Raw genomic sequence first — 26,706 nt, forward strand, 5'->3', positions numbered from 1 at the left:
ATCATGGAAGAAGCAGACGTCCACGACGAGGAGCCGGGATGACCACCGATGCGACCAGGGCCGGCGTCACCGAGCAGGCCCTCGCCAGCCTGCACGCGACCACCGACCCCCGGCTGCGTGAACTGCTCACCGGCCTCGTCCGCCATCTGCACGACTTCGCCCGCGAGACCCGTCTCACCCAGGAGGAGTGGGAGCGAGCGATCGCCTTCCTGACGGCGACCGGGCAGATGTGCACCGACATCCGGCAGGAGTTCATCCTGCTGTCGGACGTGCTGGGCCTGTCCATGCTGCTGGAGACGCTGAGCGGCGATCACGCGGCGGGCGCCACCGAGTCGACCGTGCTGGGCCCCTTCCACATGACCGAGTCGCCGGTCCGCGCGCTCGGCGACGACATCGACCTGGTCGGCGGGGGCGAGAAGTGCGTCGTCAGCGGCCGGGTGCGCTCAGCCGACGGCACCCCGCTGCCCGGCGCCGTCGTCGACGTCTGGCAGGCCGACGACAAGGGCTTCTACGACGTCCAGCAGCCCGGCGTCCAGCCCGCGGGCAACGGACGAGGGCTGTTCACCGCCGACGCCGAGGGCCGCTTCTGGTTCCGTACCTGCGTCCCGGCGGCGTATCCCATCCCCACCGACGGCCCCGTGGGCGGGCTGCTGCGCGCGACCGGGCGGCACCCCTACCGCCCCGCGCACATCCACTTCATCGCCACGGCCGAGGGCCACACGCCCGTCACCACGCACATCTTCGTGGCCGGCGGCGACTACCTCGACTCCGACGCGGTGTTCGCCGTGAAGCGGAGTCTCGTCCAGGACTTCACGCAGACCGACGACCCGGCGCTGGCCCGGGAGTTCGGCGTGGACAACCCCTTCCGGCACGCCCGCTTCGACCTCGTACTGGAGCGGACCGCATGACGTTCCGGGACGACTTCAGCTACGAAACCCGGCCCGTCCGGGTGGTCTTCCGGCCCGGCGCGGCCGTCACCGCGACCCCGGGCGAGGCGGCGCGCCTGGGCCTGAGGCGGCTGCTCGTGGTGTCCGGCAGCCGGGGCGAGCAGATGGCACGGGCCGTCGCGGACGCGCTCGGCGCCAGCTGCGCCGGGCTGTACGCCGAGGCACGGATGCACGTGCCCGTCGAGGACGCCGACCGGGCCGTCGCGGCCGTCCGGGCGGCCGGGGCGGACGGTTGCGTCGCGGTCGGCGGCGGCTCCGCGATCGGGCTCGGCAAGGCGATCGCGCTGCGCACCGGACTGCCGCTGATCGCCGTACCGTCGACCTACTCGGGCTCCGAGATGACGCCGGTCTGGGGCCTGACCGAGCACGGCACCAAACGCACCGGCCGCGATCCGGTCGTCCAGCCCCGCAGCGTCGTCTACGACCCGCGGCTCACCCTCTCCCTGCCCGTACCACTGACCGTGACCAGCGGGATCAACGCACTCGCGCACGCCGTCGAGGCGCTGTACGCCCCGGACGTCTCACCGCTGGTCTCGGTCATGGCCGAGGAGGGCGTCCGCGCGATGGCCGAGGCGCTGCCGTGGCTGGCCGGCGACCCGGCGGACCTCGACGCGCGCAGCCGGGCGCTGTACGCGGCATGGCTGTGCGGCGCATGCCTCGGCGCGACGACCATGGGCCTGCACCACAAGCTGTGCCACGTCCTCGGCGGCACCTACGGCCTGCCCCACGCCGAGACCCACACCGTCGTCCTGCCGCATGCCCTCGCCCACAACGCCCCCGCCGCCCCGCAGGCGTTGACGGTACTGCGCCGCGCCCTCGGCACTTACGACGTGCCCCGCGCCCTGTGGGACCTGGCCGGCCGCCTCGGCGCACCGCGCTCCCTCGCCGAACTCGGCCTCAAGGAGGCGGACCTCACCCCCGCGGCGGCCCGGGCCGCGGGCGAGCCGTACGCCAACCCGCGCGAGGTGACGGAAGAGGGGGTACGGGGCGTACTGCTCGCGGCGTTCGAAGGGGGCCCGCCGGACTCCGGCTCGCGGACAGAAGGTGACCGCAAGCCTTCCTAGGGTCGTGGCATGACTCAGACGCAGAAGATCCTTGTCACCGGCGCCACCGGAACCGTCGGCCGTCAGGTCGTCGCCGAGCTGCTCGACCGGGGGCACGAGGTGCGTGCTCTCACCCGTGACGCAGGGAAGGCCGCCTTCCCGGCAGGCGTCGAGGTCGTCGAGGGCGACCTGACCGAGCCGGACGGCCTGGCCCCGGCCCTGGAGGGCGTCACCGGTCTCCACCTGATCACCTTCGGCGGTGCCGCCTTCAGCCCGCTGGAGACCGGCCCCCGGATCCTGGAACTCGCCAAGTCCGCCGGTGTCCGTCGCGTCACCGTGCTGCACGGCGGCGGCCCTACCCCGCTGGAGGACGCGGGGCGCACCGGGGGCGGCGTGGACTGGACCGTGCTCATGCCGGTCGAGTTCATGGCCAACGCCCTGGAGTGGGCGGACGGGATCGTGGCCTCGGGCGAGGTGCGGGAGCCGTTCGTCGACCGGCTGAGCGCCATGGTCCACGAGGGCGACATCGGCGCCGTCGCGGCGGTCGCGCTCACGGAGGAGGGGCACGGCGGCCAGGAGTACGTGATCACCGGCCCCGACGTGCTCACCGTCGGCGACAAGGTGAAGACGATCGCCGCGGCCGTCGGCCGGGAGATCACCCTGGTCGAGCTGACCGAGGAGCAGGCCATCGCACAGTGGCGGGCGGCGGGTCTCCCGGAAGACGTCATCGGCTTCCTGCTCATGGCGTACGGAGACACTCCCGAAGTCGGCCGTACGGTCTCCGGCACCGTCGAGAAGGTCACCGGGCGCCCGGCGCGCACCTTCACCCGGTGGGCGGCCGAACACGCGGACGCCTTCACGAAGCGGTCCTGACTGTCTCGTATTGAGACACCCGGACCGGAATCCGGTCCGTCAAGATCGACAAGGGGGTGTGACCGCAGCAAGGTGCGGCCGTCGGCATGCGCGGAAATCGCCGACCGCACGGCCGCACACCCGAAGAAAGGTGACCACCATGGCCCTCGCACTGCTCCGGCGCCGGTGGCTCAAGAACACCTCCGCCGCGGCGGCGGGCCTCGCCCTCCCCCTCCCCGACGGCGCGGGCGCGGTGGCCCGCGAGGTCGTCGACCCGATGGGCTCGCCCCTGGCGGCCGCGGACGTCACCGTCACCGCCCTGGACACCCACCGCGTCGCCGCCCGCGGCACGACCGACCCCTACGGCTACTTCCTCGCGGCGCTGCCGCCCGGCCGCTACAGCCTGCTCATCTCGGCGCAGGGCCTGCGGCCGCACCGCGAGACGATCGAGACGGGCCCGGGCACCCCGACGGCCACGGAGCGCGTCTGGCTGCAACCCGCCGAGGCGCTCCAGCTTCCGACACCCGGCACCTGGCTCTTCGACCCGCCGCACACGGCGATCCGGTTCATCGCCAAGCACGTCGGCATGGCGCATGTCCACGGCCGTTTCGAACGCTTCGAAGGCGGCATCCGGATAGCCCCGGACATGGCCGACTCCCGCGTGCACGTCAGGATCGACGCCTCCAGCATCACCACGGGCAACACCACCCGCGACAACCACCTGCGGTCCGCCGACTTCCTCGACGTCGAGCGTTTCCCGTACATCGACTTCACGAGCGCGCGCTTCGCCTACCGCGGCGGCACCAAGTGGACGCTCCAGGGCTCCCTCACCATGCACGGCGTCAGCCGCTCGGTGTCCCTGGACACGACGTACCTCGGCACGGTGAACGGCGGCTACGGCCAGGAACTGCGCTGCGCGGCCCTGGCGACGGCGGAACTCCACCGCGAGGACTACACCCTCAACTGGCGCTCGATGCTGGCCCGCGGCATCGCGGTGGTCGGCCCGACCGTCCAACTGGAACTCGACGTCCAGGCGATGTACCGCACCCACGACACGCCTACTCCGCCGGAGTAGGTCGACCTGGTTCTTTCCGTCGCGTCGGCAGGGACGGCACTCTGTCGACGCGGCGGGCTCAGCCGGTGATCTGGCCGTTGAACTCCGGGAAGTCCAGGTCGAAGTCCTCGTTGCTCCGCTGCACGGTCACCACGACCTTCTTGCCGTACTCGGTCTCCAGGACATGGTCGGCGTTCTTCGTGGTTGTCACCCCTGGCGCGAGCCTGCCTTCCAGCGGCTGGGACCCGTTCTCGAAGGCGGTGAACGAGGCCTCCCCGCCGTTCGTCGCTCCCAAGTGTCATTGAAAGGTGAAAGCGGCCATGTGTATGCGCCTGCGGGTACCGTCCCCATGACACCCCAGCTCTCGGAATAATCCCTGGCCCCGTCACCCAGGTCTCCCTACACTCACCCCCATACCCGCGCCGCCCACGATCCCGGCGGTGCACCGATGTGACGAACGAAGGGAGACCGCCATGCGTGACCACACCGCTGTCGCCGTCTCCCTGCCGCAGCACGAGGTGCTCCTGGTGTCTTCGTCGCCCCGGTGTCCGCTGCGCGGCGGCACCGGCTGACCGGGACGAACGCCCGGCGACCACCGACGTCCTTGACGTGAGGTCAGGTCCCGGAGGCTCCTGTCTGTTTCGCCCGGGAATCGCGCTGCCCCTTTTCTGATCGCATCGAAAGGCCCTGGGCCGTGCGCACCCACCTCAACCCGCTCGCCGTCGTCCGCAACCTCGGCATCCTCGCCCACGTCGACGCCGGCAAGACCACCGTCACCGAACGGATCCTGTTCGCCACCGGCACCACCCACAAGCGCGGCGAGGTCCACGACGGCACCACCGTCACCGACTTCGACCCGCAGGAGCGTGACCGTGGCATCACCATCTTCGCCGCCTCGGTCAGCTGCGCCTGGGACGGTCACCGGATCAACCTCATCGACACCCCCGGACACGTCGACTTCGCCGACGAGGTGGAGCGTGCGCTGCGGGTGCTCGACGGGGCGGTGGCCGTGTTCGACGCGGTCGCCGGGGTGGAGCCGCAGAGCGAGTCGGTGTGGCGGCAGGCCGACCGGTACGGCGTCCCGCGGATCGCGTTCGTCAACAAGATGGACCGTACCGGGGCCGACCTCGACGCCGCCGTGACGTCGATCCGTGAGCGACTGCACCCGGCGCCCCTGGTCGCGCAGCTGCCGATCGGAGCGGAGGACACCTTCACGGGCGTCGTCGACCTGGTGCGCATGCGCGCACTGCTGTGGGACGACGGCGGCTCCGTCGAGGAGACGCCGGTGCCGGACGGCCTGAGGGACGAAGCCGTCGCCCGCCGCCGGTCGCTGGAGGAGGCCGTGGCGGAACTGCACCCGGGCGCGCTGGAGGAGTTCTGCGACACGGGTGCGCTGGGCGAGCGGACCCTCGTCTCGGCGTTGCGCGAGGTGACCCGTGACGGTGACGGCGTGGTCGTGCTGTGCGGCTCCGCCTACCGCAACCGCGGTGTCGAACCGCTGCTGGACGCCGTCGTCGCCTATCTGCCGTCGCCCCTGGACGTGCCGCCGGTCCGCGGCACGCACGAGGGTGAGGAGCAGGCCCGGCCCGCCGATCCCGCGGCACCGGCCGCCGCCCTGGCGTTCAAGGTGCACGCCACCCCGACGGGACGCCTGACCTATCTGCGCGTCTACTCGGGCACGATCGAGAAGGGAGACACCCTGTGGGACGCGACCGCGCGGCGCACCGAGCGGATCGGGCGGATCCTGCGCGTCCAGGCCGACCGGCACGCCCCGCTGGACCGGGCGGTCGCCGGGGACATCGTCGCCGTGATCGGGCTGAAGTCCGCCCGTGCCGGCTCGACCCTGTGCGCGCAGCACGCGCCGCTCGTACTCGAACCGCCCGGTGTGGCCGAGCCGGTGGTGTCGGCCGCGATCGAGTCCCGCCGGGCCGGTGACACCGACCGGCTCGCGTCGGGGCTGGCGCGACTGACCGACGAGGATCCCTCGCTGGTCGTGCGGACCGACCCGGAGACCGGGCAGACGGTGCTGTCCGGCATGGGTGAACTGCACCTGGAGGTGGCGGTGGAGAAGCTCCGGCGCGAGCTGGGGCTGGAGGTCAACGTCGGCCGTCCCCAGGTCAGTTACCGCGAGACCGTCGGCCGGGGCGTGTCCGGTCTGGTGTACCGGCACGTCAAACAGGACGGCGGGGCGGGGCAGTTCGCCCATGTCGTCCTCGACGTGGAGCCGTACGAGGAGGGAGGCTTCGAGTTCCGCTCGGCCGTGGTCGGCGGGCGGGTGCCGCAGGAGTACGTCCGGGCGGTCGAGGCCGGCTGCCGTGATGCCCTGGCCGAGGGGCCGCTCGGCGGTCACCCGGTCACCGGGCTGCGCGTCACGCTCACCGACGGGGCGACCCATGTGAAGGACTCCTCGGACACGGCGTTCCGCACGGCCGGCCGGCTCGGTCTCCGGGACGCCCTGCGGGCCTGCGCGATGGTCCTGCTGGAGCCGGTCGTCGAGGTCACGGTCACCGTGCCCGAGGACGCGGTCGGCGGTGTGCTCGGCGATCTCGCCGCGCGGCGCGGCCGGGTGACCGGTTCGGTCACGCGGGCCGGTGCGGCCGTCGTCACCGCTTGCGTGCCGCTGGCCGAACTGTTCGGCTACGCGACCCGGTTGCGCAGCCGCACCCAGGGCCGCGGCACTTTTACGGCCCGTCCCACCGGCTACGCGCCGGCGCAGGTCGCGGCGCCGGTGCGGTAGCGCACGGGACGGGCCTCTCCCTTCCTCGCCCGAAGGGGGGCCCGTCCCGTTCTGGCCTCTCCCTTCTTCGCCCGAGGGGAGGGGCCCGTCCCGTTCTGCGGGCTATGGGTACGACACCACCGTCGACGGCACCGCCGATGTCCCCGACGTCGGCGACCCGGTGTCGTTAATGACGCGCTCTTGGAACAGGCCGTCCAGGAAGGGTTGATCGTCACCGTTCCGTCGGCCGGCGCCCGCAACTCGGGTGCCCGCTGGGAGGAGGTGTTTACCTGCCGCTGCCGCTGCCGCTGCCGCCGCGACGGGCCGGGTGGGCCTATCTCCTTCTCAACCTGCGTCAGCAGGACGGTACTTGACGGGCCTGTCCTCCACCTTCACCAGCAGGCCATCGCTCGCGAGGTCCCGGAGGATCCGGCGGGTGTGCTTGTCCTGCGGTTCGTGTCCGGCGTCACGCAGCGCGCGCAGGCTTCGGGCGGTGTCCCAGTGGCCGCCGTACGTGCGCACGGCTCTTGCGAGGTCGGCGCGCTGGCTGCTGCGGACGGGTTCGGTCAACGCTCCGCTCCCTGCGCCTGCTCGCCGGTGGCTGCGGCGTGCGACTTCTTCGTGTGGTTGGCGATGCTCGCCGGTGCGCCGACGTAGTCGCATGTGGGGCACTTCTGCCACACACCCTCAGAAACGGCACGCGCGCTCACCGAGTGTCCGGGCCCGTATCCGTGGCCGTGCAGCAACTGGGCGACGGAGGAACCGTACTCGGCCGCCAGCAGTGCGGCTTCCGCCACTTTGTCGTGGCCGGGAGCGAAGAACGATCCGGGGCCGACCTTCTTGGCGCAGCCGCACCAGCAGGTGCCCGTAGGAGTGAGGCGGGGAAGAGACTTCGTCGTCATGTGGTCACAGTAGGTCAACGAACGTGACGGGCCGGCCCCTTCGCCGTGTTCGGACCCGACTTCCATGCTGTCTTGACGTGGGCCGTCCTCGCGTCTGCGGCCACGCTGCCGCACGGCTCAGACCCGTCGAGATCCGGGTCGCCGAACTCGGTGCGGAGGGCTGCGAAGGCGGCCACCTTGTCCTCGCCGAAGCGGCGGACGTAGGTGGCGTACTCGTCGGGCGAGAGGAACGCGGACGGCCGGGACTTCGTGTGGAACTTGTCCGCGTACATCACCAGCCTCTCCTCCTCCGTCACCGCCAAAAAGTCGGCGGGAGGGAGGGGCAGTTGCTGGCTCACGATGTCCTGCCGCGTGAGTCCTACTCCGGTGTGGTGGGAGCAGAAGCGGCGGAGAGTCTCGGGGAAGCCCTCCGCTTCGAGGATTTCGTGACCGAGCAGACCGTGTCGGATGTAGTTCCGGTGGTCCAGCCGTCCGTCAGCGCCGTAGAGGCGGTAGACGCCGATGTCGTGGAGGAGACAGCCGGCGCGGACCAGCTCCGCGTCGAGGTGGGCGAGGTGGGGCGCCGAAAGGAGCTGCTCGGCGATTCCCCAGACGATCTCGCAGTGCCTGTGGACGAGGGTGAACGCCTCGGTGGTGGGCGCGTACTTCTCGTGCAGCGCCCGGATCTCTGTGGGGCCCGGAATCCTCATCGGGGGAGCGTAACAACCGTCCGTCCGGCCGGGCCGGAAGTTCCCGCAGCGGCCCTTTTCACGCGATCGGATGGTGCTTCGGGGAGCGGGCACCTGCCTGGCCTGCGGGCCGTTCGAGCTGGTGACGGGACTTGTCGTCCATTCTCAGCACGGAGACGGGAGCACACCATGGGCCTGCACTTCCACCGCAACCCCGACGGCACGACGACCGGGCGCAACGAGGCCAACGGCTTCACCGTGACGCATGCCGACGCAGAAGAGGTGAAGCGCCAGTTGTACGAGGACGCCGGGTGGGAGTACGCGCCGCCACCGCCTCCGGTGCCACCCGGCTTCCATCGGTTCTCCCTGGTGCACGAGGAGTTCCGGGCCTCGGGCTTCGGGGACGAAAGGTACGCGGGGCTGCGGGCGCGCCCGCCGGAGGGGTGCCTGCCGGTCGACCGGGGGTGCTTCGCCCTGGAATGCGAACGGCCGGGAAAGACGCTCCTGGACGCGGTCGCCGGTACCGTCGCGGAAATCCGCCGAGAGCACGGCCTGGTGATGAACAGCCTGGGCGTCGAGAAACCCCAGGAATGGTTCGACGCGGACAGCAAGAACGGATACGCCGCGAAGATCGCCGCGCACCTGGTCCTGATGGCAGCCGACCGCGCCCGACTGCTCGGATACGGGCGCAAGGACGTGGTCCGGCTACTCGACGCCACGGGGATCGAGTAGCCCGAAGAGGTGGGGACGGTGTGGCGCGCCTCAGGCCAGGGCGGTCGGCCCTGGCACATAGTCCGGATCCACCTGTGCCGCCAGATCCTGGCTCGTACGCGCGTCCGCCCAGGCGTGGACGTTGCGCAGGTGGAACTCCACCGCGTGACGGTGGAGCCGATCCCAGTCGCGCACCTCGGCGTCGACCGCGTCGCGCAGGACCGTGAGGGCGTGGCGGTTGTGCGGCTCCAGCGACGCCAGTGCGTCCGGGCCGGACCCTGCTCGGCCCTGTTCCGCCGCGCGGACCCAGGGGGAGTGGACCAGGTGGGTCAACAGGTCGTCGCCCACCTGCTCCTTGAGGAAGAGCAGGTCGTCCTCGCAGGTCACCTTGTTGCCGACGACCGCGATGCGGATCCCGAACTGTTCCGCGTGGTCGCGGTACTGGCGGTAGACCGAGACGCCCTTGCGGGTGGGTTCCGCGACCAGGAACGTGATGTCGAAACGGGCGAACAGTCCCGAGGCGAACGCGTCCGCGCCCGCCGTCATGTCGACCACGACGTACTCGCCGGGGCCGTCCAGCAGGTGGCTCAGATACAGCTCCACCGCGCCCAGCTTGGAGTGGTAGCAGGCAACACCCAGGTCGGACTCGTCGAACTCGCCCGTCACCATGAGAGGGACGCCACCCGCCCGGCCGACGTGCCGGGTGTGCAGTTCGTCGTCGCCGAGCGGACGCAGGAGACGGGACCCACGGCCGGGTGGGGTCGTTTTGATCATCGCCTCGGAGGAGGGGATGCGGGGATTGTCGCCCCGTAGGCAGTCCTTGATCTCGGGCAGGTGTGGGCCCAGGGGAGGGGCGGACTTCTCCTCGCCGCCCAGCGCCTCGGCCAGGTGCTGGTTGATGTCGCCGTCGACGGCGAGGACCGGGGCGCCGGAGCGCGACAGGTGGCGGGAGAAGAGTGCGGACAGGGTGGTCTTGCCGCTGCCGCCCTTGCCGACGAACGCGATCCTCACGACAGCCCCACCTTGTTGAAAATGGATGTCATGTGGCTAGGTTTAGGGAGTGATCGTCGCCCCTGTCAAATTCCGTGAGCCAATCGGGAATCACCTTGGTGCATAGAATGTGCAAGTGCGTATTTTCAGCAGTAAGAGTGGGATCCGGTTTCTCGTCCCCCTCGTCCTTCTCCCGGGACTGACCGGCTGTTTCGTCTCTCCCGGTGGGGAGTCGTCGTCGGGGGGCGGGCCTTCGGAGTCGCGGCTGCGCGTCGCCCTCGCCTTCCCGCCCGCCGAGAACTTCTCGCCGTACGGAGCCGACGCCACGCTGCTCAGCAGGCTCGGCGTCACCGAGGGGCTGACCGCCCTGGACGCCAACGGCGCCGCGGCCCCCGCGCTCGCCCGGTCCTGGCGCCGGGAGGACGACCGCACCTGGCGGTTCACTCTGCGCGAGGCCACCTTCCAGGACGGCACGGAGGTCACCCCCGCCGCCGTGGCCGCCGCGCTCACCCACGCCACGAAAGCCCGGCCCGCTCCCACCGCCCTCGCCGGAGTCACCCTCAGCCCCGAGCCCGACGGCGACAGCGGCGTCCGCATCACCACCGCCGAGCCCGACCCCGTCCTCCCCATGCGCCTGGCCGGTCCGAGTCTGGCGATCCTCTCCCCCGAGGCGTACGGGAAGGAGGGCGAGCGCCCGGGTGTCCCCACCCCCGTCGGCACCGCCACCGGACCCTTCGAGATCACCAAGGTCAACGGCGGCAGCTCCGCCACGCTCGACCGCTACGACGACTACTGGGGCGGCCTCGCCCACGCCTCCGGTGTCGACGCGCGCTTCGTCAAGGACGGCACCGCCCGCGCCAACGCCGTCCGCACCGGCGACGTCGACATAGCCGAGGCGATCCCCGTCGCCCAGGCCGCCACACTCGACAAGTCCACCCTCAAGGAGGCCGGCACCACCCGGACCACCAGCCTGCAGCTCAACACGCGGACCGGGCCCTTCAAGGACCCGGCACTGCGCGCCGCCGCCCGCACGGCGATCGACTCCTCCGCCCTCGTCAAGGGCGTCTTCGAGGGGTACGCCGACCCCGGCGCCGGCATCTTCGGACCCGCCGTCACCTGGGCCGAGAGCAAGCGCGTGAAGCCGGCAGGACGCGCGAAGGCCGCCCGGCCCGACGGTGCGTCGATCACCCTCGCCACCTACGACAACCGGCCCGAACTCCCCGAGGTCGCCCAGGTCGTGCAACAGCAACTGCAGAAGGCGGGCTTCACGGTGAAGCTGGAGGTGCGCGAGTACTCACGGCTGGAGAGCGACGCGCTCGCCGGGAAGTTCGACGCGTTCATCGGCGCCCGCAACAGCCTCCTGGACACCGGCGACCCCGTCGGCGTCCTCGGCAGCGACTACACCTGCGACGGCGGCTACAACCTGGCCCGACTGTGCGACAAGAAGGTCGACCGGGCCGTCGCCGAGGCCGTCAGGACCGACGGCACCGGTGAGCGGCAGGGCGCCGCCATGGCCGCCGAGGCCGCGATCCTCGGCACGGACGCGGTCGTGCCGCTGGCCCACCAGCAGATCGTCGCCGGCGTCTCCACCAAGGTCCGGGGCGTCCTGCTCGACCCGTACGAGCGGGCCCTGGTGGGCGCCGGAACGCGTCGCTGACGGGCCGGCTCAGGCGGGCAGCTTCGTGTCGATCACGCAGCTGATCTCGACGAGCTGCCCGGGGAAGGTCAGTTCGGTGACGCCGAGGGCCGTGCTGACCGGACGGTGGGGGCCGAAGTACGCCCGGTTGGCCCGCGCGACCACGTCGGAGTTCCGCACGAGGTCCACCACGTACAGCGTCTGGGAGACGATCTGGTTGCGGGTGGCGGCGTAGTGGGCCAGGACCTTGTCGAGGTTGACGTGGGTCCGGTCGAGCTGGGCGGCGACGTCGTCCTCGGGGTCGAAGGCGCCCGCCTCGTCGAACGAGAGCTGCCCGGAGACGTGGACCAGGTCACCGGACCTGATCGCCTGGGCGTAGCCGAAGTGGCCCTCGGCCGGTATGCCGTGGTCGTAGAGGTCGAGCGTGGTCATGGTGCGCGTTCCTTCCGTCGGGCACGGACGTCGGGCAACGGGTCCGTGCTCTCTTGCGGTTACTCGGAAACCGTAGGAGAGTGACCGCCGACCTGGAAGAACGCACTTTTCGGTGACTGGGGAACCAGATGGTGACCAAGCAGTTGAGGGACCTGCCCGAGAACGCGGACCTGCGGCGGGCGGACTCCCTGGCCCGGGAGATCTTCTCCGACGTGGCCAACAAGTGGGCGTTGTTGATCATCGAGGCGCTCGGGGAACGCACCCTGCGCTTCAGTGTGTTGCGCGACGAGGTCGAGGGCGTCAGCCACAAGATGCTCACGCAGAACCTGCGGATGCTGGAGCGCAACGGCCTGGTCGACCGGAAGGTGCACCCCACCGTGCCGCCCAAGGTCGAGTACACGCTCACCGAGCCGGGCCACGCCCTGCGCGCCACGGTCGACGCGATCTGCGGCTGGACCCACCAGTACCTCCCGCACATCGAGGCGGCCCGAGGGCGCTTCGGCACCTGACCGGCGAGGCCTGCCGGGCGTCAGCTCGCGACCAGTTCCCGCATCTGACGGGGAGCGGCCTGCTCCTCGGCCCGGGAGGTCCGGTACAGCCACAGCACGTCCCGCCCGAACGACCAGACCAGCAGGCCCAGAGCCAGGGCCGCGACCCCGAAATTGGCCGCGTACGGCAGCAGATCGGCGCCCGCCAGGAGGAGCAGCACACCCTGCAGCGCGGCGACGGTCTTGCGGGCGGTGCTCGGCGGGAGCGCGGCGGTCAGCCAGGGCCACACCTTGGCCGCGGCGACGAAGACGTAGCGCATGCCGCCGATCAGCAGGACCCACGGGCCCTGTTGCATCGACACGTACACGCTGAGCACCAGGATCAGGAAGGCGTCGACCTCCATGTCGAAACGCGCGCCCAGCGGGGTCGAGGTACCGGTGCGGCGGGCGACCTTGCCGTCGACGCCGTCGAGGATCAGCGCCACCGCCGTCAGACCGACGAACAGCGACACCGGCGGTGAGCTCTGGAAGGAGTCGGCGACCAGGGCCGTGACCCCGCCTACGAGGGTGGCCCGGCCGAGAGTGACCCGGTTCGCCGCGCCGAAGGAGCGCAGCCGGGAGCGGTGCAGGGCCCGGGAGAGCACAGCCCAGGTGGCGATCGCGAACGCGAGGCCGCTGAGCCAGCCCGCCGGCCCCATCCCGATCGCCGTGCCGATCAGGGCCAGCAGCAGGACCTGCACGCCCGCCCCCAGGGCGGTCTCCTGCTGTACGAGCCTCGCGTCGTAAGTGTTGTTCAGGGCCACCGAACGTCCTCCGGCCGTGTGACAGAGTCGATCAAGGCCGCTACGTTGTGCGCGGCCTGTGCACCCCTCGGTACGCAAGCCGCTTCCCGATCGTTCAGGAGGACTTCGATGAAGCACACGGGACGCGCGTTCTGGATCGACTCGCCCGGGCGAGGTGCGATCAGGGACGTCGCCCTGCCGGCGCCCGGTGAGGGCGAGGTGCTGGTCCGCACGCTGTTCTCCGGCGTGAGCCGCGGCACCGAGACGCTCGTCTTCCGCGGCGGGGTGCCCGTCAGCCAGCACACGGCCATGCGCGCGCCCTTCCAGGAGGGCGACTTCCCCGGTCCGGTGAAGTACGGCTACCTCAACGTCGGCGTGGTGGAGGAGGGGCCCGAGGCGCTGAAGGGCCGCACCGTGTTCTGCCTCTACCCGCACCAGACGCGCTACGTCGTCCCGGCCACCGCGGTCACCCCCGTCCCGGACACCGTGCCCGCCGAACGGGCCGTGCTCGCCGGGACGGTGGAGACCGCCGTCAACGCCCTCTGGGACGCCGCGCCCCTGGTCGGCGACCGGATCGCCGTGGTCGGCGGCGGCATGGTCGGCTGCTCGGTCGCCGCCCTGCTCGCCCGGTTCCCCGGCGTCCGCGTCCAGCTGGTCGACGCCGACCCGTCCCGCGCGAAGATCGCCGAGGCACTCGGCGTCGGCTTCGCCACCCCCGAGGACGCCGACGGCGACCGCGACCTGGTCGTGCACGCCAGCGCCACGGAACAGGGCCTCGCCCGCTCCCTGGAACTCCTCACCGCCGAGGGGACCGTCCTCGAACTCAGCTGGTACGGCGACCGGCAGGTCAGCCTCCCGCTCGGTGAGGCCTTCCACTCCCGCCGGCTCGTCATCCGCAGCAGCCAGGTCGGCACCGTCTCCCCGGCCCGCCCGAACCGCACCTACGCCGACCGGCTCGCCGTCGCCCTCGACCTGCTCGCCGACCCCGCGCTCGACGCCCTGATCACCGGCGAGTCCCCCTTCGAGGACCTGCCGGACGTGCTGCCCCGGCTCGTCTCCGGCGAGGTTCCCGCACTGTGCCAACGCGTCCGTTACGACGAGAGCGATTGACGCATCGGCTGACGATTCATTCCATCCGGTACAAGTCGGCCACGACAAGAGCGCCTGACCTGAGAAAAGACGTACGACAGGCTGAACAGGGGAAGGCAACGGGCCGTACTACTCGGCATCCCCGGCACCGAGAGCGGGGAACAGACGCGCCGCACCTGGAGGGTCGTCCGTTGTTCAGCATCACCGTCCGCGATCACATCATGATCGCCCACAGCTTCCGTGGCGACGTCTTCGGACCCGCGCAGCGCCTGCACGGGGCCACGTTCCTCGTGGACGCCACGTTCCGGCGCGAACAGCTGGACGAGGACAACATCGTCGTCGACATCGGGCTGGCCACCCAGGAACTCGGCGCGGTCGTCAGCGAGCTGAACTACCGCAACCTCGACAACGAGCCCGACTTCGCCGGAGTCAACACCTCCACGGAGTTCCTCGCCAAGGTCATCGCCGACCGGCTCGCCGAGCGCATCCACAAGGGGGCGCTGGGCGAGGGCGCCAAGGGCATCGCGGGCCTGACCGTCACCCTGCACGAGTCGCACATCGCCTGGGCGAGCTTCGAGCGTGCGCTGTGACCGACACGACCGTCGAACGGCCCGAGCACATGGGTCCGGCACCGGCACGGCTGAATTATGTTCCCGTGCAGCACGCCCCCCTGAAGAACGCCGAGATCATCCCCATGTCCCTGCGCACCGTGCACTTCGTACTGCCGGGCGGCATCGACGACCCGACGGCGCCGAGCGGCGGCAACGCCTACGACCGGCGCGTGTGCCTGGACCTGCCCGGCTTCGGCTGGCAGGTGACCAAGCACGCCGTGGCCGGTGACTGGCCCCGGCCGGGAGCCGACGCCCGTACGGAACTGGCCCGAGCCCTGGCCGCGCTGCCCGACGGATCCGTCGTGCTCCTCGACGGGCTGGTGGCCTGCGGCGTGCCGGAGATCGTGGTGCCCGAGGTGGAACGCCTGCGCATGGCGGTCCTCGTCCACCTCCCGCTCGGTGACGAGACGGGCCTGGACGCGGCGGTCGCCGCCGAACTGGACGCCAAGGAGCGGACGGTGCTGCGGGCGGTGCCGGCGGTGATCGCCACCAGCGACTGGGCGGTCCGCCGCCTGGTCGCCCACCACGGCCTCCCGCCCGAGCGGGTGCACGTCGCCGCCCCCGGCGCCGACATCGCGCCGCTCGCACCCGGCACCGACGGAGTGTCGCGCCTGCTGTGCGTGGCCGCCGTGACCCCGCGCAAGGGTCAGCACCGGCTGGTGGAGGCGCTGGCCGCGGTGGGCGACCTGCCGTGGAGCTGCGTGTGTGTCGGCTCCCTGACCCAGGAGCCGGAGTACGTCGACCATCTGCGGTCCCTCATCGGCAAGCACGGCCTGGAGGACCGGCTGGAGCTGGCCGGTCCGAAGTCCGGCCCCGCGCTCGACGCGAGTTACGCCACCGCCGACCTGATGGTCCTCACCTCCTACGCCGAGACATACGGCATGGCGGTGACCGAGGCGCTGGCCCGCGGCATCCCGGTGCTGGCCACGGACGTGGGCGGGCTGCCGGAGGCGATCGGCCGCGCTCCCGACGGCGGGGTGCCGGGCATCCTCGTCCCGCCGGAGAACCCCGCCGCCATCGCCGCCGAACTGCGTGGCTGGTTCGGCGAGGCGGACGTACGACGCCGCCTGAAGGCCGCCGCCCGCAGCCGCCGTGCCGCCCTCGACGGCTGGGCGACGACCGCACAGAGCCTGGCGGCGGTACTGCGCCGGCTCCCGACCGAACCCCGGAGGGCCGCATGACGAACCCGGCGACGACGACCCAGCAGAGCGGGGCGATCCCGGCACAGCCCGGGCCGAGGGAGGTCACCGGCGTGACGGACGGCGTACGTGCGGGCGGGAAGCCCGGCCCGGGGCAGCCCGCGACAACGGGCGTCGCGGGCGCGGTTCCCGGCGGGGCCGCGGGAATCGCGGGCCTGGGCTCCAGCGTGGAGTTCGTCCCGGCGTACGCCCCGGACGCCGTCATCCCCGGCGCCGGACCCAGCGGCAGGCCCGGCTCGCGGCCGACCGTCAAGCTGCGTGAGGCCAACCCGGACGACCCGCCCCGGTACGCGCCGGAGTGGCTGGAGTTGCGGGAGCCGGCCGATGCCGCCGCACGGGCGCACGACCTGCTCGATCCGCTGCGGATACGGCTCGCCAACCTGCCGGGCAAGTCGGGCGTCGCCATCCACGACCTGGGCTGCGGCACCGGCTCGATGGGCCGCTGGCTCGCGCCCCGCCTGGACGGCGCCCAGCACTGGATCCTGCACGACCGCGACCCCTACCTGCTGCACTTCGCCGCCGTCTCCTCCCCGCGCTCGGCCGCCGACGGCAGCCGGGTCACCGTGGAGACGCGCCGGGGCGACGTCGCCCGCCTCACCCCGGACGCCCTGCAGGGCGCGTCCCTGGTGACGGCGTCCGCCCTGCTGGACGTCCTCACGCGCGAGGAGATCGACACGCTCGCCGCAGCGTGTGCCGGAGCCGGCTGCCCCGCCCTGCTGACACTGTCCGTCGCCGGGCGCGTGGAACTGACCCCGTCCCACCCGCTGGACGCGGAGATCGCCCAGGCGTTCAACGACCACCAGCGTCGCGACGGCCTGCTCGGGCCCGACGCGGTCACCGCTGCGGCGGAGGCGTTCTCGGAGCAGGGCGCGACCGTACGGCTGCACCCGAGCGCCTGGCGGCTCGGCCCCGAGCAGGCCGCGCTCACCGAGCAGTGGCTGCGTGGCTGGGTGGGCGCAGCCGTCGAGGAGCGCCCCGAACTGCGGGCCGAGGCCGACGTCTACCTCACCAACAGGCTGGCCGCCTGCGCGGCGGGCGAGCTGCGCGTCACCGTCCACCACGTCGACCTCCTGGCCCTGTCCCGCCCGGTGGGCGGAGCGTCATGAGCCCGCAGGCGACGGGAACGCGCCCGCGCGCCACGCTCACCGAGCAGCCCGGGCCGCCCACGACCGCCGGCGGCATCCGTGTGCCCGCGCCCTCAGGCCCGGTGCACACGACCCGGGCGGACGCGGCCGCGCCGCGCCCGGTGGTGGGCGACACGAGCGAGCCCGCCGCCTCCCCGTCCGGCCCCACCCGGACGACGAAAGCTCCGGCGAACCGTCACCACACGGATACCGCCGGCCGGAACGACACCGGCCCGGACGGCACCGGTGACCTGGACGGCGTCCATGCGGACGGCACCGGTACGGCGGCGGACGGCACCGGTACGTCGGCGCGCGGCCCGGTCCGTACGGCCCTGGCCCGCCTCGGCTCCCCGAAGGTCCGTACGCACCTCGGCACCCTCGCCGGAACCGCCATCCTGGGCGTGCTGTTCTGGCGCCTGGGTACCGGTGTCTTCCTGGACGGGCTGCGGCGGATCGACGGGGTGTCGCTGCTGCTCGCGCTCGGCATCGGGCTCGTCACCACCGTGTGCAGCGCGTGGCGGTGGGCGATCGTGGCCCGCGGGCTCAGGATCCGGCTGCCGTTCGGGCCGGCCGTCGCCGACTACTACCGCGCGCTGTTCCTGAACGCGGCCCTGCCCGGCGGCATCCTCGGTGACGTGCACCGGGCCGTGCGGCACGGGCAGAGCGAGGGGGACCTGCGACGGGGCGTGAAGGCCGTCGTCCTCGAACGGACCGCCGGGCAGCTCGCGTTGTTCGCCGCCGGGGCCGTCGTCCTGCTGACCATGCCGTCCCCGGTACTGGCCCAGACCCGGCACATCGCCCCGCTCGCGGCCCTGACCGCCCTGGGCGCACTCGCCGTCGTCGTCGCCCTGCGCATGAACCGCGCGACACCCTCGCCCCGGGGCCGTAAGCTGCGCGGCTTCCTCGCCGAGGCCCGCGAGGGGCTGCTGTCACGACGAAACGGGCCCGGAGTGGTTGTCTCCTCCGTGGTCGTGCTGGCAGGTTACGTCGCGATGTTCGTACTCGCCGCCCGGGTCGCCGGGAGCGCCGCCTCCGTGGCCGTCCTGCTGCCCCTCGCCGTCCTCGCCCTGCTGGCGATGGGCCTGCCGCTGAACGTCGGCGGCTGGGGCCCCAGGGAGGGCGTCACCGCCTGGGCGTTCGGCGCCGCGGGCCTGGGCGCGGGCCGGGGGCTCGCCGTCGCGGTCGTCTACGGCGTGCTCAGCCTCGTGGCGAGCCTGCCCGGCCTGATCGTGCTCGTCGCCCGCTGGTACGCGGGCCTGCGGACCGGGGACCGGACGCCTCCCGGGGCCCCGGCGCCGCAGGGTGACTACGCGTCGGAGGTCAGCAGTGAGAAATACGCTCCGAAGGAATCCGCCAGGCTCGCCAGGAGTTCCTTCCCTTTTTCTGCCGAACCCAGCGAAGGACGGCCGATGACACCGGAATCGGTATAGCCGGACATGCCGAGGGTGAGCAGATGACGCCGGTCGTCAGCGACGAAATCGGAGGTCTCATAACCGGGTCGGAGCATTTCGGGATGAGCGTGCAGAAGGATGGAGGTCTCAATTTCTCCCGCGTGCATGTCGGTGAGCAGCGAGGTGACCACACCCGCCCGCTCGCGCGCCGCCTCCCAGTCCTCCGCGGCCGGGAAGAGCGCCATCCGCTCGCCGCGGGCGGAGGATTCCTGAACCACGTTGCCCAGCACGTAGTTGCCGCCGTGCCCGTTGACCACCACCAGGGCGTCGACCCCGGACCGGCGCAGCGAAGCCGCAATGTCCCGTACCACCGCATGAAGGGTCACCGAGGAGATGCTGACGGTCCCCGGCCAGGCCGCGTGCTCGTGCGAGCACGAGATCGTCACCGGAGGAAGGAGGTGCACCGGATACGCGCCGGCTATCTCCCGCGCGACGGCACAGGCGACGAGTGTGTCGGTCGCCAACGGAAGATAGCCGCCGTGCTGTTCGAAGCTCCCCACGGGAAGCACCGCGACCTGCCGTGAGACGCCGGCAGCTCGCGTCCGTACGTCTTCCGTGGTGTCCGCCGGCACCAGATCACTCATATCGTCACGGCCTTTCGTCTCAGCTTAGGAACTCGAGAATCATGACAGACAAAATTGGCGTACTCGGCAAGAAGGCACCGCAGCGGACCGGCGTGGAACGCGTCGTGAATGCCCCCTTGCCCACCGTGTACGGGAAATTCCAGGCGATCGGCTACATGGACCACGACCGTGGTGACGAACAGGTCGCGCTGGTCTACGGCGAGATCGGCCCGGACGACGTCCTCATCCGGCTGCACTCGGAGTGCCTGACCGGCGACGCCTTCGGCTCCCAGCACTGCGAGTGCGGTGACCAGCTCGACGCCGCCCTGCGCGCGGTCGTCGCCGAGGGCGCCGGTGTCGTGGTCTACCTCAGAGGGCATGAAGGCCGGGGCATCGGCCTGCTCGCCAAGCTGCGCGCGATGGCCCTGCAGGCGGAGGGCCTGGACACCGTCGAGGCCAACCTCGCCCTCGGCCTGCCCGTGGACGCCCGCGACTACGGTGTCGCCGCCCGGATCCTGGACGATCTGGGCGTGCGGTCCGTGCGCCTGATGTCGAACAACCCGCGTAAGCGCGAGGCGCTGGTGGACCACGGCATCACGGTCGCCGAGCAGGTGCCGCTGCTCATACCGCCGTGCGAGAACAACATCACCTATCTGCGCACCAAGCGGGAGCGGCTCGACCATCACCTGCCCCACCTGGACGCGGTGGTCAGCTCCTCCTGACCGCCTCGGGTTCCCCGACGTGAGCCGGGCGCATCCCTGCCCGACCCGTGGGCGGGCCGCGTACGCTTCGTGGACGTCCGCCCCAGAAGCGTCGGCCCTCAGCGGCCGACGCCTCACGCCGGAGGCCCACCTGGTATGACCGAGCTCCATCTGTGGCTGCGCCACGAGGCCCGCACGACCGAGCGACGCACTCCGATCGTGCCCGACGACGCCCGGCGGCTCGTCGGGCACGGAGTGGAACTGACCGTCGAGGAGTCCCCGCAGCGGGTCTTTTCGATCGAGGAGTACGAGGCGGCCGGCTGCCGCGTCGCGCCCGCGGGTTCCTGGGTGACGGCGCCCCGCGACGCCGTCGTGCTCGGCCTGAAGGAACTGCCCGACGATCCGGCCGGACTGACGCACCGGCACATCTTCTTCGGCCACGCCTACAAGGGCCAGCCGGGAGCGTCGGACCTGCTGGGCCGGTTCGCCGCCGGGGGCGGGGCGCTGTTCGACCTGGAGTACCTGGTGGACGACACCGGACGGCGTCTCGCCGCCTTCGGGTTCTGGGCCGGTTATCTGGGCGCCGCCCTCGCCGTGCTCCGGCACCGGGGCCGGCTGCGGGCGCCGCTGACCCCGACCACCAAGGAAGACCTGGACGAGACACTGAAGCCGGAGGCCACCGACGCCGAGTTCGCCGGCCTGGTCATCGGAGCCCTGGGCCGCAGCGGCCGCGGCGCCCGCGCGGCCTTCGCCACCGCCGGTGCCGACCCGACCTGCTGGGACCTCGCCGAGACCCGCGACCTCGACCGCGCCGCCCTGCTGCGGCACGACGTGATGGTCAACGCGGTGCTCGCCACCTCCCCCGTCCCGCCCTTCCTGCGCGCACAGGATCTCGACGCCCCCGACCGCCGCCTGCGCACCCTGTGCGACGTGACCTGCGACGTCGGTTCCCCGCTCAACGTCCTTCCGGTGTACGACGAGACCACGTCCTGGGACGTGCCGGTACGCCGGCTGCGCGACGAACCCCCGCTCGACCTCATCGCCATCGACAACCTGCCCTCCCTCCTGCCGCTGGAGTCCAGCACCGACTTCTCGGCCGCCCTGCTGCCCCACCTGATCGACTTCGGCGTCTCCGGGGCCTGGGGGCGCTGCCTGGACCGGTTCCGTGAGGCGTCCCGCGCGCACGGCCTCGACAAGGGGGAGTTCCTTGACCACTGAACCGGCACCGGCGAGCGGCACCGTCCACTGGATCGGCGCCGGCCTGTCCACCGGCAGCGGTCTCGCCGCGCTGTGCGACACCGCCGATCGGGTACGGCTCTGGCACCGCACCGAGAGCCGCGCCGCCGACGCCCTCGGCAGACTGGGCCTCGCCGGCCGGGCCGAGCCCCGCGCGTACTCGCTGTCCGCGCTCGCCGAAGGACTCGCCCCGGGCGACGTCGTCGTGTCGATGCTGCCCGCGCCGGAACACGCCCCGCTCCTCGCGGAGTGCGTACGGCAGGGGGCGCACTTCGCCTGTTCCAGCTATGTGTCGGAGGCGGTGCTGGAACAGGTGCCCGCCGCCTTGAAGGCCGGGCTCGTCGTTCTCACCGAGGCGGGGCTCGACCCGGGCATCGACCACCTGTTCGCCCACGCCCTGGTCGCCCGGGCCCGGGAGGCGATCGGTGACGGGACGCCCGCCTCGTACACCTTCACGTCCTACTGCGGCGGTGTCCCCGCCGTCCCGAACGACTTCACGTACCGCTTCAGCTGGGCCCCCGCGGGTGTTCTGGGCGCCCTGCGCTCCCCGGCCCGTTACCTCGAGGGCGGTGCGGAGACGGTCGCCGAGCGGCCCTGGGAGGCGACCCGGCGGCATGTCGTCGACGGGGAGACCTTCGAGGTCTACCCCAACCGTGACAGCGTGCCGTTCGTCGCGCAGTACGGGCTGCCGGACGCCTGGACACCGCGCACGTTCGTCCGCGGCACCCTGCGTCTGGAGGGCTGGCTGCGCGCCTGGGACGGCGTCTTCGAGGAGCTGAAGACCGGCGACGACACCCGGATCGCCGCCCTGGCCCGGGAGCTGGCCGCCAGGTACCCCACCACGGACGACGACCGTGACCGGGTCGTCCTGGCCGTGTCGCTGGACGTGCGCGCCGAGTCGGGGCGCACGTGGACGGGCGGTTACCTCCTGGACCTGGTGGGCGACGCCGAGGAGAGCGCGATGGCCCGCTGCGTCTCACGGACCCTCGCCCTCGGTGTTCGCCACGTCCTTCACGGCTCCCTGCCGCCCGGCCTGAACCGCGCAGCGGAGACGGCCGCCCGGTCCGAGCAGTGGCTGCGTGAACTCACGCAGGAGGGAGTGGAGTTCACCCTGCGCGTGGACCGGTAGCGGACCTTCAGTCCGTCAGCGCCTCGTGGATGAGCCGCTTGAGGTCCTTGAAGACCGTGTGGGAGGTCCTGGGCCGCACCTGTGTCATGAACTGCACCGTCAGGTCGCGGCCCGGATCGACCCAGAACGTCGTCGTGGCCACGCCGCTCCAGCCGAAGGCGCCCAGCCCGGACGGGACCGGAGTCCGGGACGGGTCGATCACCACGGAGCAGTTGAGGCCGAAGCCGAGCCCCTCGTTGCCGGGTTCGTCGTGGGCGGGGCGGCTGCCGAAGGCCCGCAGGTCGGCGCCGCCGGGCAGGTGGTTGCGGGCCATCAGTTCCACGGTCCGCGGGTCGAGCAGCCGCACGCCGTCGAGTTCGCCCCGGCGGCGCAGCAGTTCCATGAAGCGGTGGTAGTCGTGGGCCGAGCACACCATGCCACCGCTGCCCGACAGGAACCGCGGCCGGCCGCGCAGCGGCAACCCCGCGATCGGCTTGATGCCGCCGCCCTCCTGCTCCCCGTACATCTCGCAGAGCCGGGGCGCCTGGGCGTCCGTGACGTGGAAGCCCGCGTCCGTCATGCCGAGCGGCTCGAAGATCCGCTCCGCGCAGAACGCGTCGAGCGGCTGCCCGGACACGACCTCGATGATCCGGCCCAGGACGTTGCTGGCCACCGAGTAGTTCCACTCGGTGCCCGGCTCGAACTGCAGCGGCAGACTCGCGTACACCTCGATGGTCTCGGCCAGGTCCGCGCCCGGCGGCACCGACGACTCCAGGCCTGCCGCGCGGTACAGGGCGTCGACGGGGTGGGTGTGGTAGAAGCCGAAGGTCAGACCCGAGGTGTGGGTCATCAGATGCCGGACGAGTATCGGGCCGTCGGCCGGGCGGGTCTCTACGTCCGCCCCTTCGCCGCCGACGTAGACCCGGGGCTCGGCGAAGGCGGGCAGGTGGTCGGCGACCGGGTCGTCCAGCGACAGCCGGCCCTCCTCCACCAGCAGCAGCGCGGCGACCGCGGTGACCGGCTTCGTCATGGAGTACACCCGCCACAGCGTGTCGGCCTCGACCGGCAGCCCGGCCGCGATGTCGCGCAGGCCGTGTGTCGTGAGGTGGGCGACGCGTCCGGCCCGGGCGACGGACACGAGGAAGCCCGGCAGACGCCCCTCGTCGACCAGCCGGGCGAAGTTCTGGTCCAGGCGGCCCAGCACCCGCGGATCCAGCCCCGCCTCACCCGGCTCGACTTCTTGTCGCAGCTGTGCCATGGCTCGTCTCCCGTCGCGCTGGTCGAGATGAGATCCGGCATACCCCGCCCGGCCCGCCTCAGACCCCATCGGGGTGCAGGAACGGTTCGTGATCGCGCAAGAACGGGTGAGCGAGGGCCGTCGAGTCAGGACGGCACGGCCGGGCAGCTGGTGCCCCGCGGCGGGACGGCCAGGTCGGTGAGGTAGCCGTTCACCGCGCCCTCCATGCACGGGCCGCTGGTGACACTGCCGTGCCCCTGGCCCTCGTAGGTGAGCAGCACGCCGCTGCGGCCGAGCTGCCGGGTCACCGAGACCGCCCACGAGTAGCCGGTGGCAGGGTCGTGCAGCGCGTTGGACACCAGGATCGGCGGGGCACCGTGCACCTCGAGACGGTGCTGCGGGTTGGGCGTCGGCGCGCCGAGACACGCCGCCGTCATGTGGAGCGGCAGCAGGTGGGGCAGGTCGGGCGCGGTCGTGTTCATCATGGCGACGAGCGAGGCGTACTCCCGGTGGTCGCGCACCGGCAGGTGCCAGTCCGAGCAGAAGAGCGGGGTGGCCGGATGCAGCGGCATGGTCGAGGTGGGCGACGCGGGCAGCGGCTCGCTCGCGTCCATCGCCGCGATCGCCGTGGCCAGGCCCGCGTGGTCGGCCTGGTAGAACTTCCGGAACGCGATCCTGTTGACCAGGTCCGAGGACGACAGCGAGGTGCCCGGCCGCGCCGGGTCCTCGAGCTCGCCGCGCCCGGCCCGGGCCAGCAGGCCCCGCCAGACGGCACGGACGTCGCGGCCGTGCAGCGCGCAGTCCGCGGCACCGTCGCACCACTTCACGAACTCCCGGAAGGAGTCCTGTGCCGTGGCCGCCTCGGATCGCAGGAAGGCACGGGTGGTCGGGACGCTGTGGTCCATGACGCTCTCCAGCACCATCGCGCGCACGCGACGCGGGTAGGTCTCGGCGTACTGAGCCCCGAGCATCGTGCCGTACGAGCTGCCGTGGAAGGTCAGTTTCCGCTCACCGAGGGCGGCCCGCAGGGCGTCCAGGTCCCGGACGGTCTGGGCGGTGTCGAGGTGGTCGAACACCGGGCCGGTACGGGCCCGGCAGTCGGCGCGAAGCCGCCTGTTGTACGCGGTGGTGGCGTCGAAGTCCGCCTGGTCCTTCATCTCGGGCGAAGGCCGCTCGGCGAGCAGGGCGCCGGAGCAGGTCACCGGGTTGCTGCTCCCCACACCGCGCGGGTCGAAGCTGACGATGTCGAACCTGCGGCGGACCTCGGGGCTGAACCGGCCGATACCGCGCACCACTCGCTCCACACCCGAGTCGCCCGGCCCGCCGGGGCCGAACACCAGGGAGCCGACGCGGGCTCCGGGACCGGTGGCCTTGCGGCGGGCGACGGCCAGGTCGAACCGCGGCCCGTCCGGATGGGTCCAGTCGACCGGCACCGGGAGAGTCGCGCACTCGGCTCCCGGCGCCGCCGGGTCGTCACACGGTGCCCACCGCAGGGCCCCGGTCGCGGACGGTGACGCGTGGCCGGCGGGTGCGGCGACGAGGCCGGTGAGGACGGCCATGGCGGCTCCCACGGCCGTGGCCGTGCCCCGGGCGGCGACGCGCCGCGATAACGATCTGCCTCTGAACGGCATGGAGCCTCCTGGTGAGAGAGCGGATGTCTCAGGCTCGGATCCGGCCGGGAACCTGGCATCACGTTAGGTGTACGGCCACCTCCGTGGTGCCCCTGTCAGGGCCTTTTCCGGGTCGGGTCGGGGACCGCTCAGGGGCGTTCAGGGCTGAGGGCGGCCGGGCACGGGCCGGCTGAACGAGCGTCGCGGCCGGCCGGGCGGAACACGGCAGTCGGCCACCGGACGAACGCCCCGGGCGGGGCTCCGGCCTACCGGAAGCCGAGGTGCGGATCGGTGCCGGCCAGTTCAGCGCTGGCGGCCCAGAGTCGAGCGGCGACGGCCGGGTCGGCCATGTGAGAGGGGACGGGCTCACGCCGTGGTGTGCCCCGCAGGCCGAAGGCCCTCGGCCCCCACAGCTGCCCTCCCTGCACCTGCGCGTCGAGGACGGCACGGACGACGGGCCATGCCCCGGCGTCCTTGCCCTGCACCAAGAGCCCGGCGGGCAGGGCCCGCAGCCGCTGTCCTGGGGTGGTCACGCGTACCGGCGGGCGGGACGGGGTGAGGGAGTCCAGTGCGCCACCGGGATGGGCCACCACACTCAGCACCGTGCTGCCGACGGCACGCAGACGGCGATCGAGTTCGAAGCCGAAGCACATCTGCGCCAGCTTCGATCGGCCGTAGGTGCGCTTGGGCCGGTAGTCCCTGGTCGATTGCAGGTCGTCCAGGTCCAGTCGTTCGGACCGCGCCGCGAAGCTTCCCACCGTCACGATGCGGCCCGCCGGCGCCGCGGACAGCAGAGGAGCCAGCCACCGGGTGAGTGCGAAGTGGCCGAGGTGGTTGGTGCCGAACATCAGCTCGTGGCCGTCCCCGGTCTCTCGACGCGGCAGGTCGTCGAGCGCGACCCCCGCGTTGTGGACCACCGCGTCGAGATGGTCGAGGTCCAGCCTGTCCGCGGCGGTCTTCAAAGACGACGGGTCGGCGAGGTCCAGTCGAAGGTGGCGTACCCGCGCGCCGGAGACGCGCGAGCGGATCGAGGTGACGGCGGCGCCGGCCTTCGCGGCGTCCCGGCAGCCGAGTACGACGACGGCGCCGGTGGCGGCGAGCTGCTCCGCGGCGAAGTAGCCGATCCCGGCGTTACCCCCGGTGACGAGAAAGCTTCTGCCCTGAGCGGACGGCAGCCGGTGAACGTCCCACGGTCGGCTCTGGGATGCGGAAGACACGATGACAGGCTCCTTGCTCTGCGGGGAGGCGTGCTCATGAGGAGCACCCACCCGCCCAAGGTCGCAACCTCCCCCGACGTACCGCCGACAGAAACACGGACACCGCCGACGGACTGCCGACACCCCTCCGGAGAAGCACCGAGGGCAAGAAGGCCGCTACGCCACGACCGGTGCGGAACCGAGAGCGAGCGTGGCCAGGCGCAGCGCTCCTTGGTCGACTCGGGCGCTCCGTCACACGGCTTGATCGGTCGAGGTCCGGGCAGAGCTCCTCGGGGGCGCGGGAACTGCGCTACGAGCCCACCCGCACCCGTACCCGAGGACCACTCACGGCCCGGTTCG

General features: G+C 72.1%; 26 protein-coding genes and 1 pseudogene. 16 read left to right on the plus strand and 11 right to left on the minus strand.

Going from position 1 to position 26,706, the window contains the following annotated elements; genetic code table 11:
- Positions 1-38: 38 nt before the first annotated feature.
- From FDO69_RS18905 to FDO69_RS18920, 4 genes are all read left to right on the plus strand, one after another.
- On the plus strand, positions 39-908 hold the full coding sequence (locus FDO69_RS18905) for an intradiol ring-cleavage dioxygenase (RefSeq protein WP_104781011.1): 870 nt from the start codon (positions 39-41) through the stop codon (positions 906-908).
- Positions 905-2,011, plus strand: coding sequence for a maleylacetate reductase (locus tag FDO69_RS18910; protein ID WP_104781012.1), 1,107 nt, complete (start codon positions 905-907; stop codon positions 2,009-2,011). The genes FDO69_RS18905 and FDO69_RS18910 overlap by 4 nt, the downstream gene beginning before the upstream one ends.
- A 9-nt stretch (positions 2,012-2,020) precedes the next feature.
- Complete coding sequence (locus FDO69_RS18915) at positions 2,021-2,863, plus strand: NmrA family NAD(P)-binding protein (protein ID WP_104781013.1); 843 nt, start codon at positions 2,021-2,023, stop codon at positions 2,861-2,863.
- Between the two features lie 139 nt (positions 2,864-3,002).
- Entirely contained in the window at positions 3,003-3,917 is a 915-nt protein-coding gene (locus tag FDO69_RS18920) for a YceI family protein (protein WP_104781014.1), read from the plus strand.
- A 58-nt stretch (positions 3,918-3,975) separates the two neighbouring features.
- Here FDO69_RS18920 and FDO69_RS18925 read toward each other — a convergent pair whose 3' ends face one another.
- The gene (locus FDO69_RS18925) at positions 3,976-4,191 is read right to left on the minus strand and encodes a hypothetical protein (RefSeq protein WP_104781015.1); all 216 of its coding nucleotides are present in this window, start codon (positions 4,189-4,191) and stop codon (positions 3,976-3,978) included.
- A 399-nt stretch (positions 4,192-4,590) separates the two neighbouring features.
- Between FDO69_RS18925 and fusA the strand changes: the two genes are divergently transcribed.
- Entirely contained in the window at positions 4,591-6,633 is a 2,043-nt protein-coding gene (fusA, locus tag FDO69_RS18930) for an elongation factor G (protein WP_104781016.1), read from the plus strand.
- A 324-nt stretch (positions 6,634-6,957) separates the two neighbouring features.
- On the opposite strand, the gene FDO69_RS18935 is transcribed toward fusA, so the two are convergent.
- From FDO69_RS18935 to FDO69_RS18945, 3 genes are read right to left on the minus strand one after another with little or no spacing between them, the layout of a single operon-like run.
- Complete coding sequence (locus tag FDO69_RS18935) at positions 6,958-7,182, minus strand: hypothetical protein (RefSeq protein WP_104781017.1); 225 nt, start codon at positions 7,180-7,182, stop codon at positions 6,958-6,960.
- Positions 7,179-7,514, minus strand: coding sequence for a hypothetical protein (locus FDO69_RS18940; RefSeq protein ID WP_234387992.1), 336 nt, complete (start codon positions 7,512-7,514; stop codon positions 7,179-7,181). The genes FDO69_RS18935 and FDO69_RS18940 overlap by 4 nt, the downstream gene beginning before the upstream one ends.
- 14 nt (positions 7,515-7,528) lie before the next feature.
- Positions 7,529-8,203 carry an HD domain-containing protein gene (locus tag FDO69_RS18945; protein ID WP_104781019.1) on the minus strand — a complete coding sequence of 225 codons (675 nt, stop codon included), beginning with the start codon at positions 8,201-8,203 and terminating at the stop codon, positions 7,529-7,531.
- Between the two features lie 168 nt (positions 8,204-8,371).
- Here FDO69_RS18945 and FDO69_RS18950 point away from each other — a divergent pair, with 168 nt between their 5' ends.
- Entirely contained in the window at positions 8,372-8,914 is a 543-nt protein-coding gene (locus tag FDO69_RS18950; protein ID WP_104781020.1) for a hypothetical protein, read from the plus strand.
- 30 nt (positions 8,915-8,944) lie between these two features.
- On the opposite strand, the gene FDO69_RS18955 is transcribed toward FDO69_RS18950, so the two are convergent.
- Positions 8,945-9,904 carry an ATP-binding protein gene (locus FDO69_RS18955; protein ID WP_104781021.1) on the minus strand — a complete coding sequence of 320 codons (960 nt, stop codon included), beginning with the start codon at positions 9,902-9,904 and terminating at the stop codon, positions 8,945-8,947.
- Between the two features lie 109 nt (positions 9,905-10,013).
- Here FDO69_RS18955 and FDO69_RS18960 point away from each other — a divergent pair, with 109 nt between their 5' ends.
- Positions 10,014-11,540 carry an ABC transporter substrate-binding protein gene (locus tag FDO69_RS18960; protein ID WP_104781022.1) on the plus strand — a complete coding sequence of 509 codons (1,527 nt, stop codon included), beginning with the start codon at positions 10,014-10,016 and terminating at the stop codon, positions 11,538-11,540.
- A 9-nt stretch (positions 11,541-11,549) separates the two neighbouring features.
- Here FDO69_RS18960 and FDO69_RS18965 read toward each other — a convergent pair whose 3' ends face one another.
- Positions 11,550-11,951, minus strand: coding sequence for a RidA family protein (locus FDO69_RS18965; protein ID WP_104781023.1), 402 nt, complete (start codon positions 11,949-11,951; stop codon positions 11,550-11,552).
- Positions 11,952-12,079: 128 nt separating this feature from the next.
- On the opposite strand from FDO69_RS18965, the gene FDO69_RS18970 reads away from it, so the two are divergent.
- The gene (locus FDO69_RS18970) at positions 12,080-12,460 is read left to right on the plus strand and encodes a winged helix-turn-helix transcriptional regulator (protein ID WP_104781024.1); all 381 of its coding nucleotides are present in this window, start codon (positions 12,080-12,082) and stop codon (positions 12,458-12,460) included.
- A 20-nt stretch (positions 12,461-12,480) separates the two neighbouring features.
- On the opposite strand, the gene FDO69_RS18975 is transcribed toward FDO69_RS18970, so the two are convergent.
- On the minus strand, positions 12,481-13,242 hold the full coding sequence (locus tag FDO69_RS18975; RefSeq protein ID WP_104781025.1) for a CDP-alcohol phosphatidyltransferase family protein: 762 nt from the start codon (positions 13,240-13,242) through the stop codon (positions 12,481-12,483).
- 108 nt (positions 13,243-13,350) lie between these two features.
- Here FDO69_RS18975 and FDO69_RS18980 point away from each other — a divergent pair, with 108 nt between their 5' ends.
- The 5 genes and pseudogenes from FDO69_RS18980 to FDO69_RS42045 all read left to right on the plus strand — a co-directional run.
- Entirely contained in the window at positions 13,351-14,331 is a 981-nt protein-coding gene (locus tag FDO69_RS18980; RefSeq protein ID WP_104781026.1) for a zinc-dependent alcohol dehydrogenase, read from the plus strand.
- A 170-nt stretch (positions 14,332-14,501) separates the two neighbouring features.
- On the plus strand, positions 14,502-14,900 hold the full coding sequence (locus FDO69_RS18985) for a 6-pyruvoyl trahydropterin synthase family protein (protein ID WP_102913000.1): 399 nt from the start codon (positions 14,502-14,504) through the stop codon (positions 14,898-14,900).
- Entirely contained in the window at positions 14,897-16,102 is a 1,206-nt protein-coding gene (locus FDO69_RS18990; RefSeq protein WP_420878519.1) for a glycosyltransferase family 4 protein, read from the plus strand. The genes FDO69_RS18985 and FDO69_RS18990 overlap by 4 nt, the downstream gene beginning before the upstream one ends.
- A complete protein-coding gene (locus tag FDO69_RS18995; protein ID WP_104781027.1) occupies positions 16,099-17,226 on the plus strand; it encodes a class I SAM-dependent methyltransferase in 1,128 nt (375 codons plus the stop codon). Before FDO69_RS18990 ends, FDO69_RS18995 begins: the two co-directional genes overlap by 4 nt.
- Positions 17,223-18,404 (plus strand): annotated as a pseudogene (locus FDO69_RS42045) (lysylphosphatidylglycerol synthase transmembrane domain-containing protein); the annotation flags it as partial. The gene FDO69_RS18995 and the pseudogene FDO69_RS42045, both read left to right, overlap by 4 nt.
- Before the next feature lie 146 nt (positions 18,405-18,550).
- Here the strand turns inward: FDO69_RS42045 and FDO69_RS19005 are convergent.
- Positions 18,551-19,279: a creatininase family protein gene (locus FDO69_RS19005; RefSeq protein ID WP_104781029.1), complete on the minus strand. Its 729-nt coding sequence runs from the start codon at positions 19,277-19,279 to the stop codon at positions 18,551-18,553.
- Positions 19,280-19,320: 41 nt separating this feature from the next.
- Here FDO69_RS19005 and ribA point away from each other — a divergent pair, with 41 nt between their 5' ends.
- The 3 genes from ribA to FDO69_RS19020 all read left to right on the plus strand — a co-directional run bounded on the left by ribA (position 19,321) and on the right by FDO69_RS19020 (position 22,324).
- Positions 19,321-19,980 carry a GTP cyclohydrolase II gene (gene ribA, locus FDO69_RS19010; protein ID WP_104781030.1) on the plus strand — a complete coding sequence of 220 codons (660 nt, stop codon included), beginning with the start codon at positions 19,321-19,323 and terminating at the stop codon, positions 19,978-19,980.
- Positions 19,981-20,115: 135 nt separating this feature from the next.
- On the plus strand, positions 20,116-21,177 hold the full coding sequence (locus tag FDO69_RS19015) for a saccharopine dehydrogenase (RefSeq protein ID WP_104781031.1): 1,062 nt from the start codon (positions 20,116-20,118) through the stop codon (positions 21,175-21,177).
- Positions 21,167-22,324, plus strand: coding sequence for a saccharopine dehydrogenase family protein (locus FDO69_RS19020; RefSeq protein ID WP_104781032.1), 1,158 nt, complete (start codon positions 21,167-21,169; stop codon positions 22,322-22,324). The genes FDO69_RS19015 and FDO69_RS19020 overlap by 11 nt, the downstream gene beginning before the upstream one ends.
- Positions 22,325-22,331: 7 nt before the next feature.
- Here FDO69_RS19020 and FDO69_RS19025 read toward each other — a convergent pair whose 3' ends face one another.
- The 3 genes from FDO69_RS19025 to FDO69_RS19035 all read right to left on the minus strand — a co-directional run bounded on the left by FDO69_RS19025 (position 22,332) and on the right by FDO69_RS19035 (position 26,367).
- Positions 22,332-23,561 (minus strand): serine hydrolase domain-containing protein, encoded by a 1,230-nt coding sequence (locus tag FDO69_RS19025; RefSeq protein ID WP_104781033.1) that lies wholly within the window; start codon positions 23,559-23,561, stop codon positions 22,332-22,334.
- Between the two features lie 125 nt (positions 23,562-23,686).
- Complete coding sequence (locus FDO69_RS19030) at positions 23,687-25,171, minus strand: alpha/beta hydrolase (protein ID WP_104781034.1); 1,485 nt, start codon at positions 25,169-25,171, stop codon at positions 23,687-23,689.
- A 245-nt stretch (positions 25,172-25,416) separates the two neighbouring features.
- The gene (locus FDO69_RS19035; protein WP_104781035.1) at positions 25,417-26,367 is read right to left on the minus strand and encodes an SDR family NAD(P)-dependent oxidoreductase; all 951 of its coding nucleotides are present in this window, start codon (positions 26,365-26,367) and stop codon (positions 25,417-25,419) included.
- Positions 26,368-26,706 lie beyond the last annotated feature (339 nt).

This window comes from Streptomyces tibetensis (assembly GCF_007655005.1).
GTDB classification, from domain to species: domain Bacteria; phylum Actinomycetota; class Actinomycetes; order Streptomycetales; family Streptomycetaceae; genus Streptomyces; species Streptomyces tibetensis.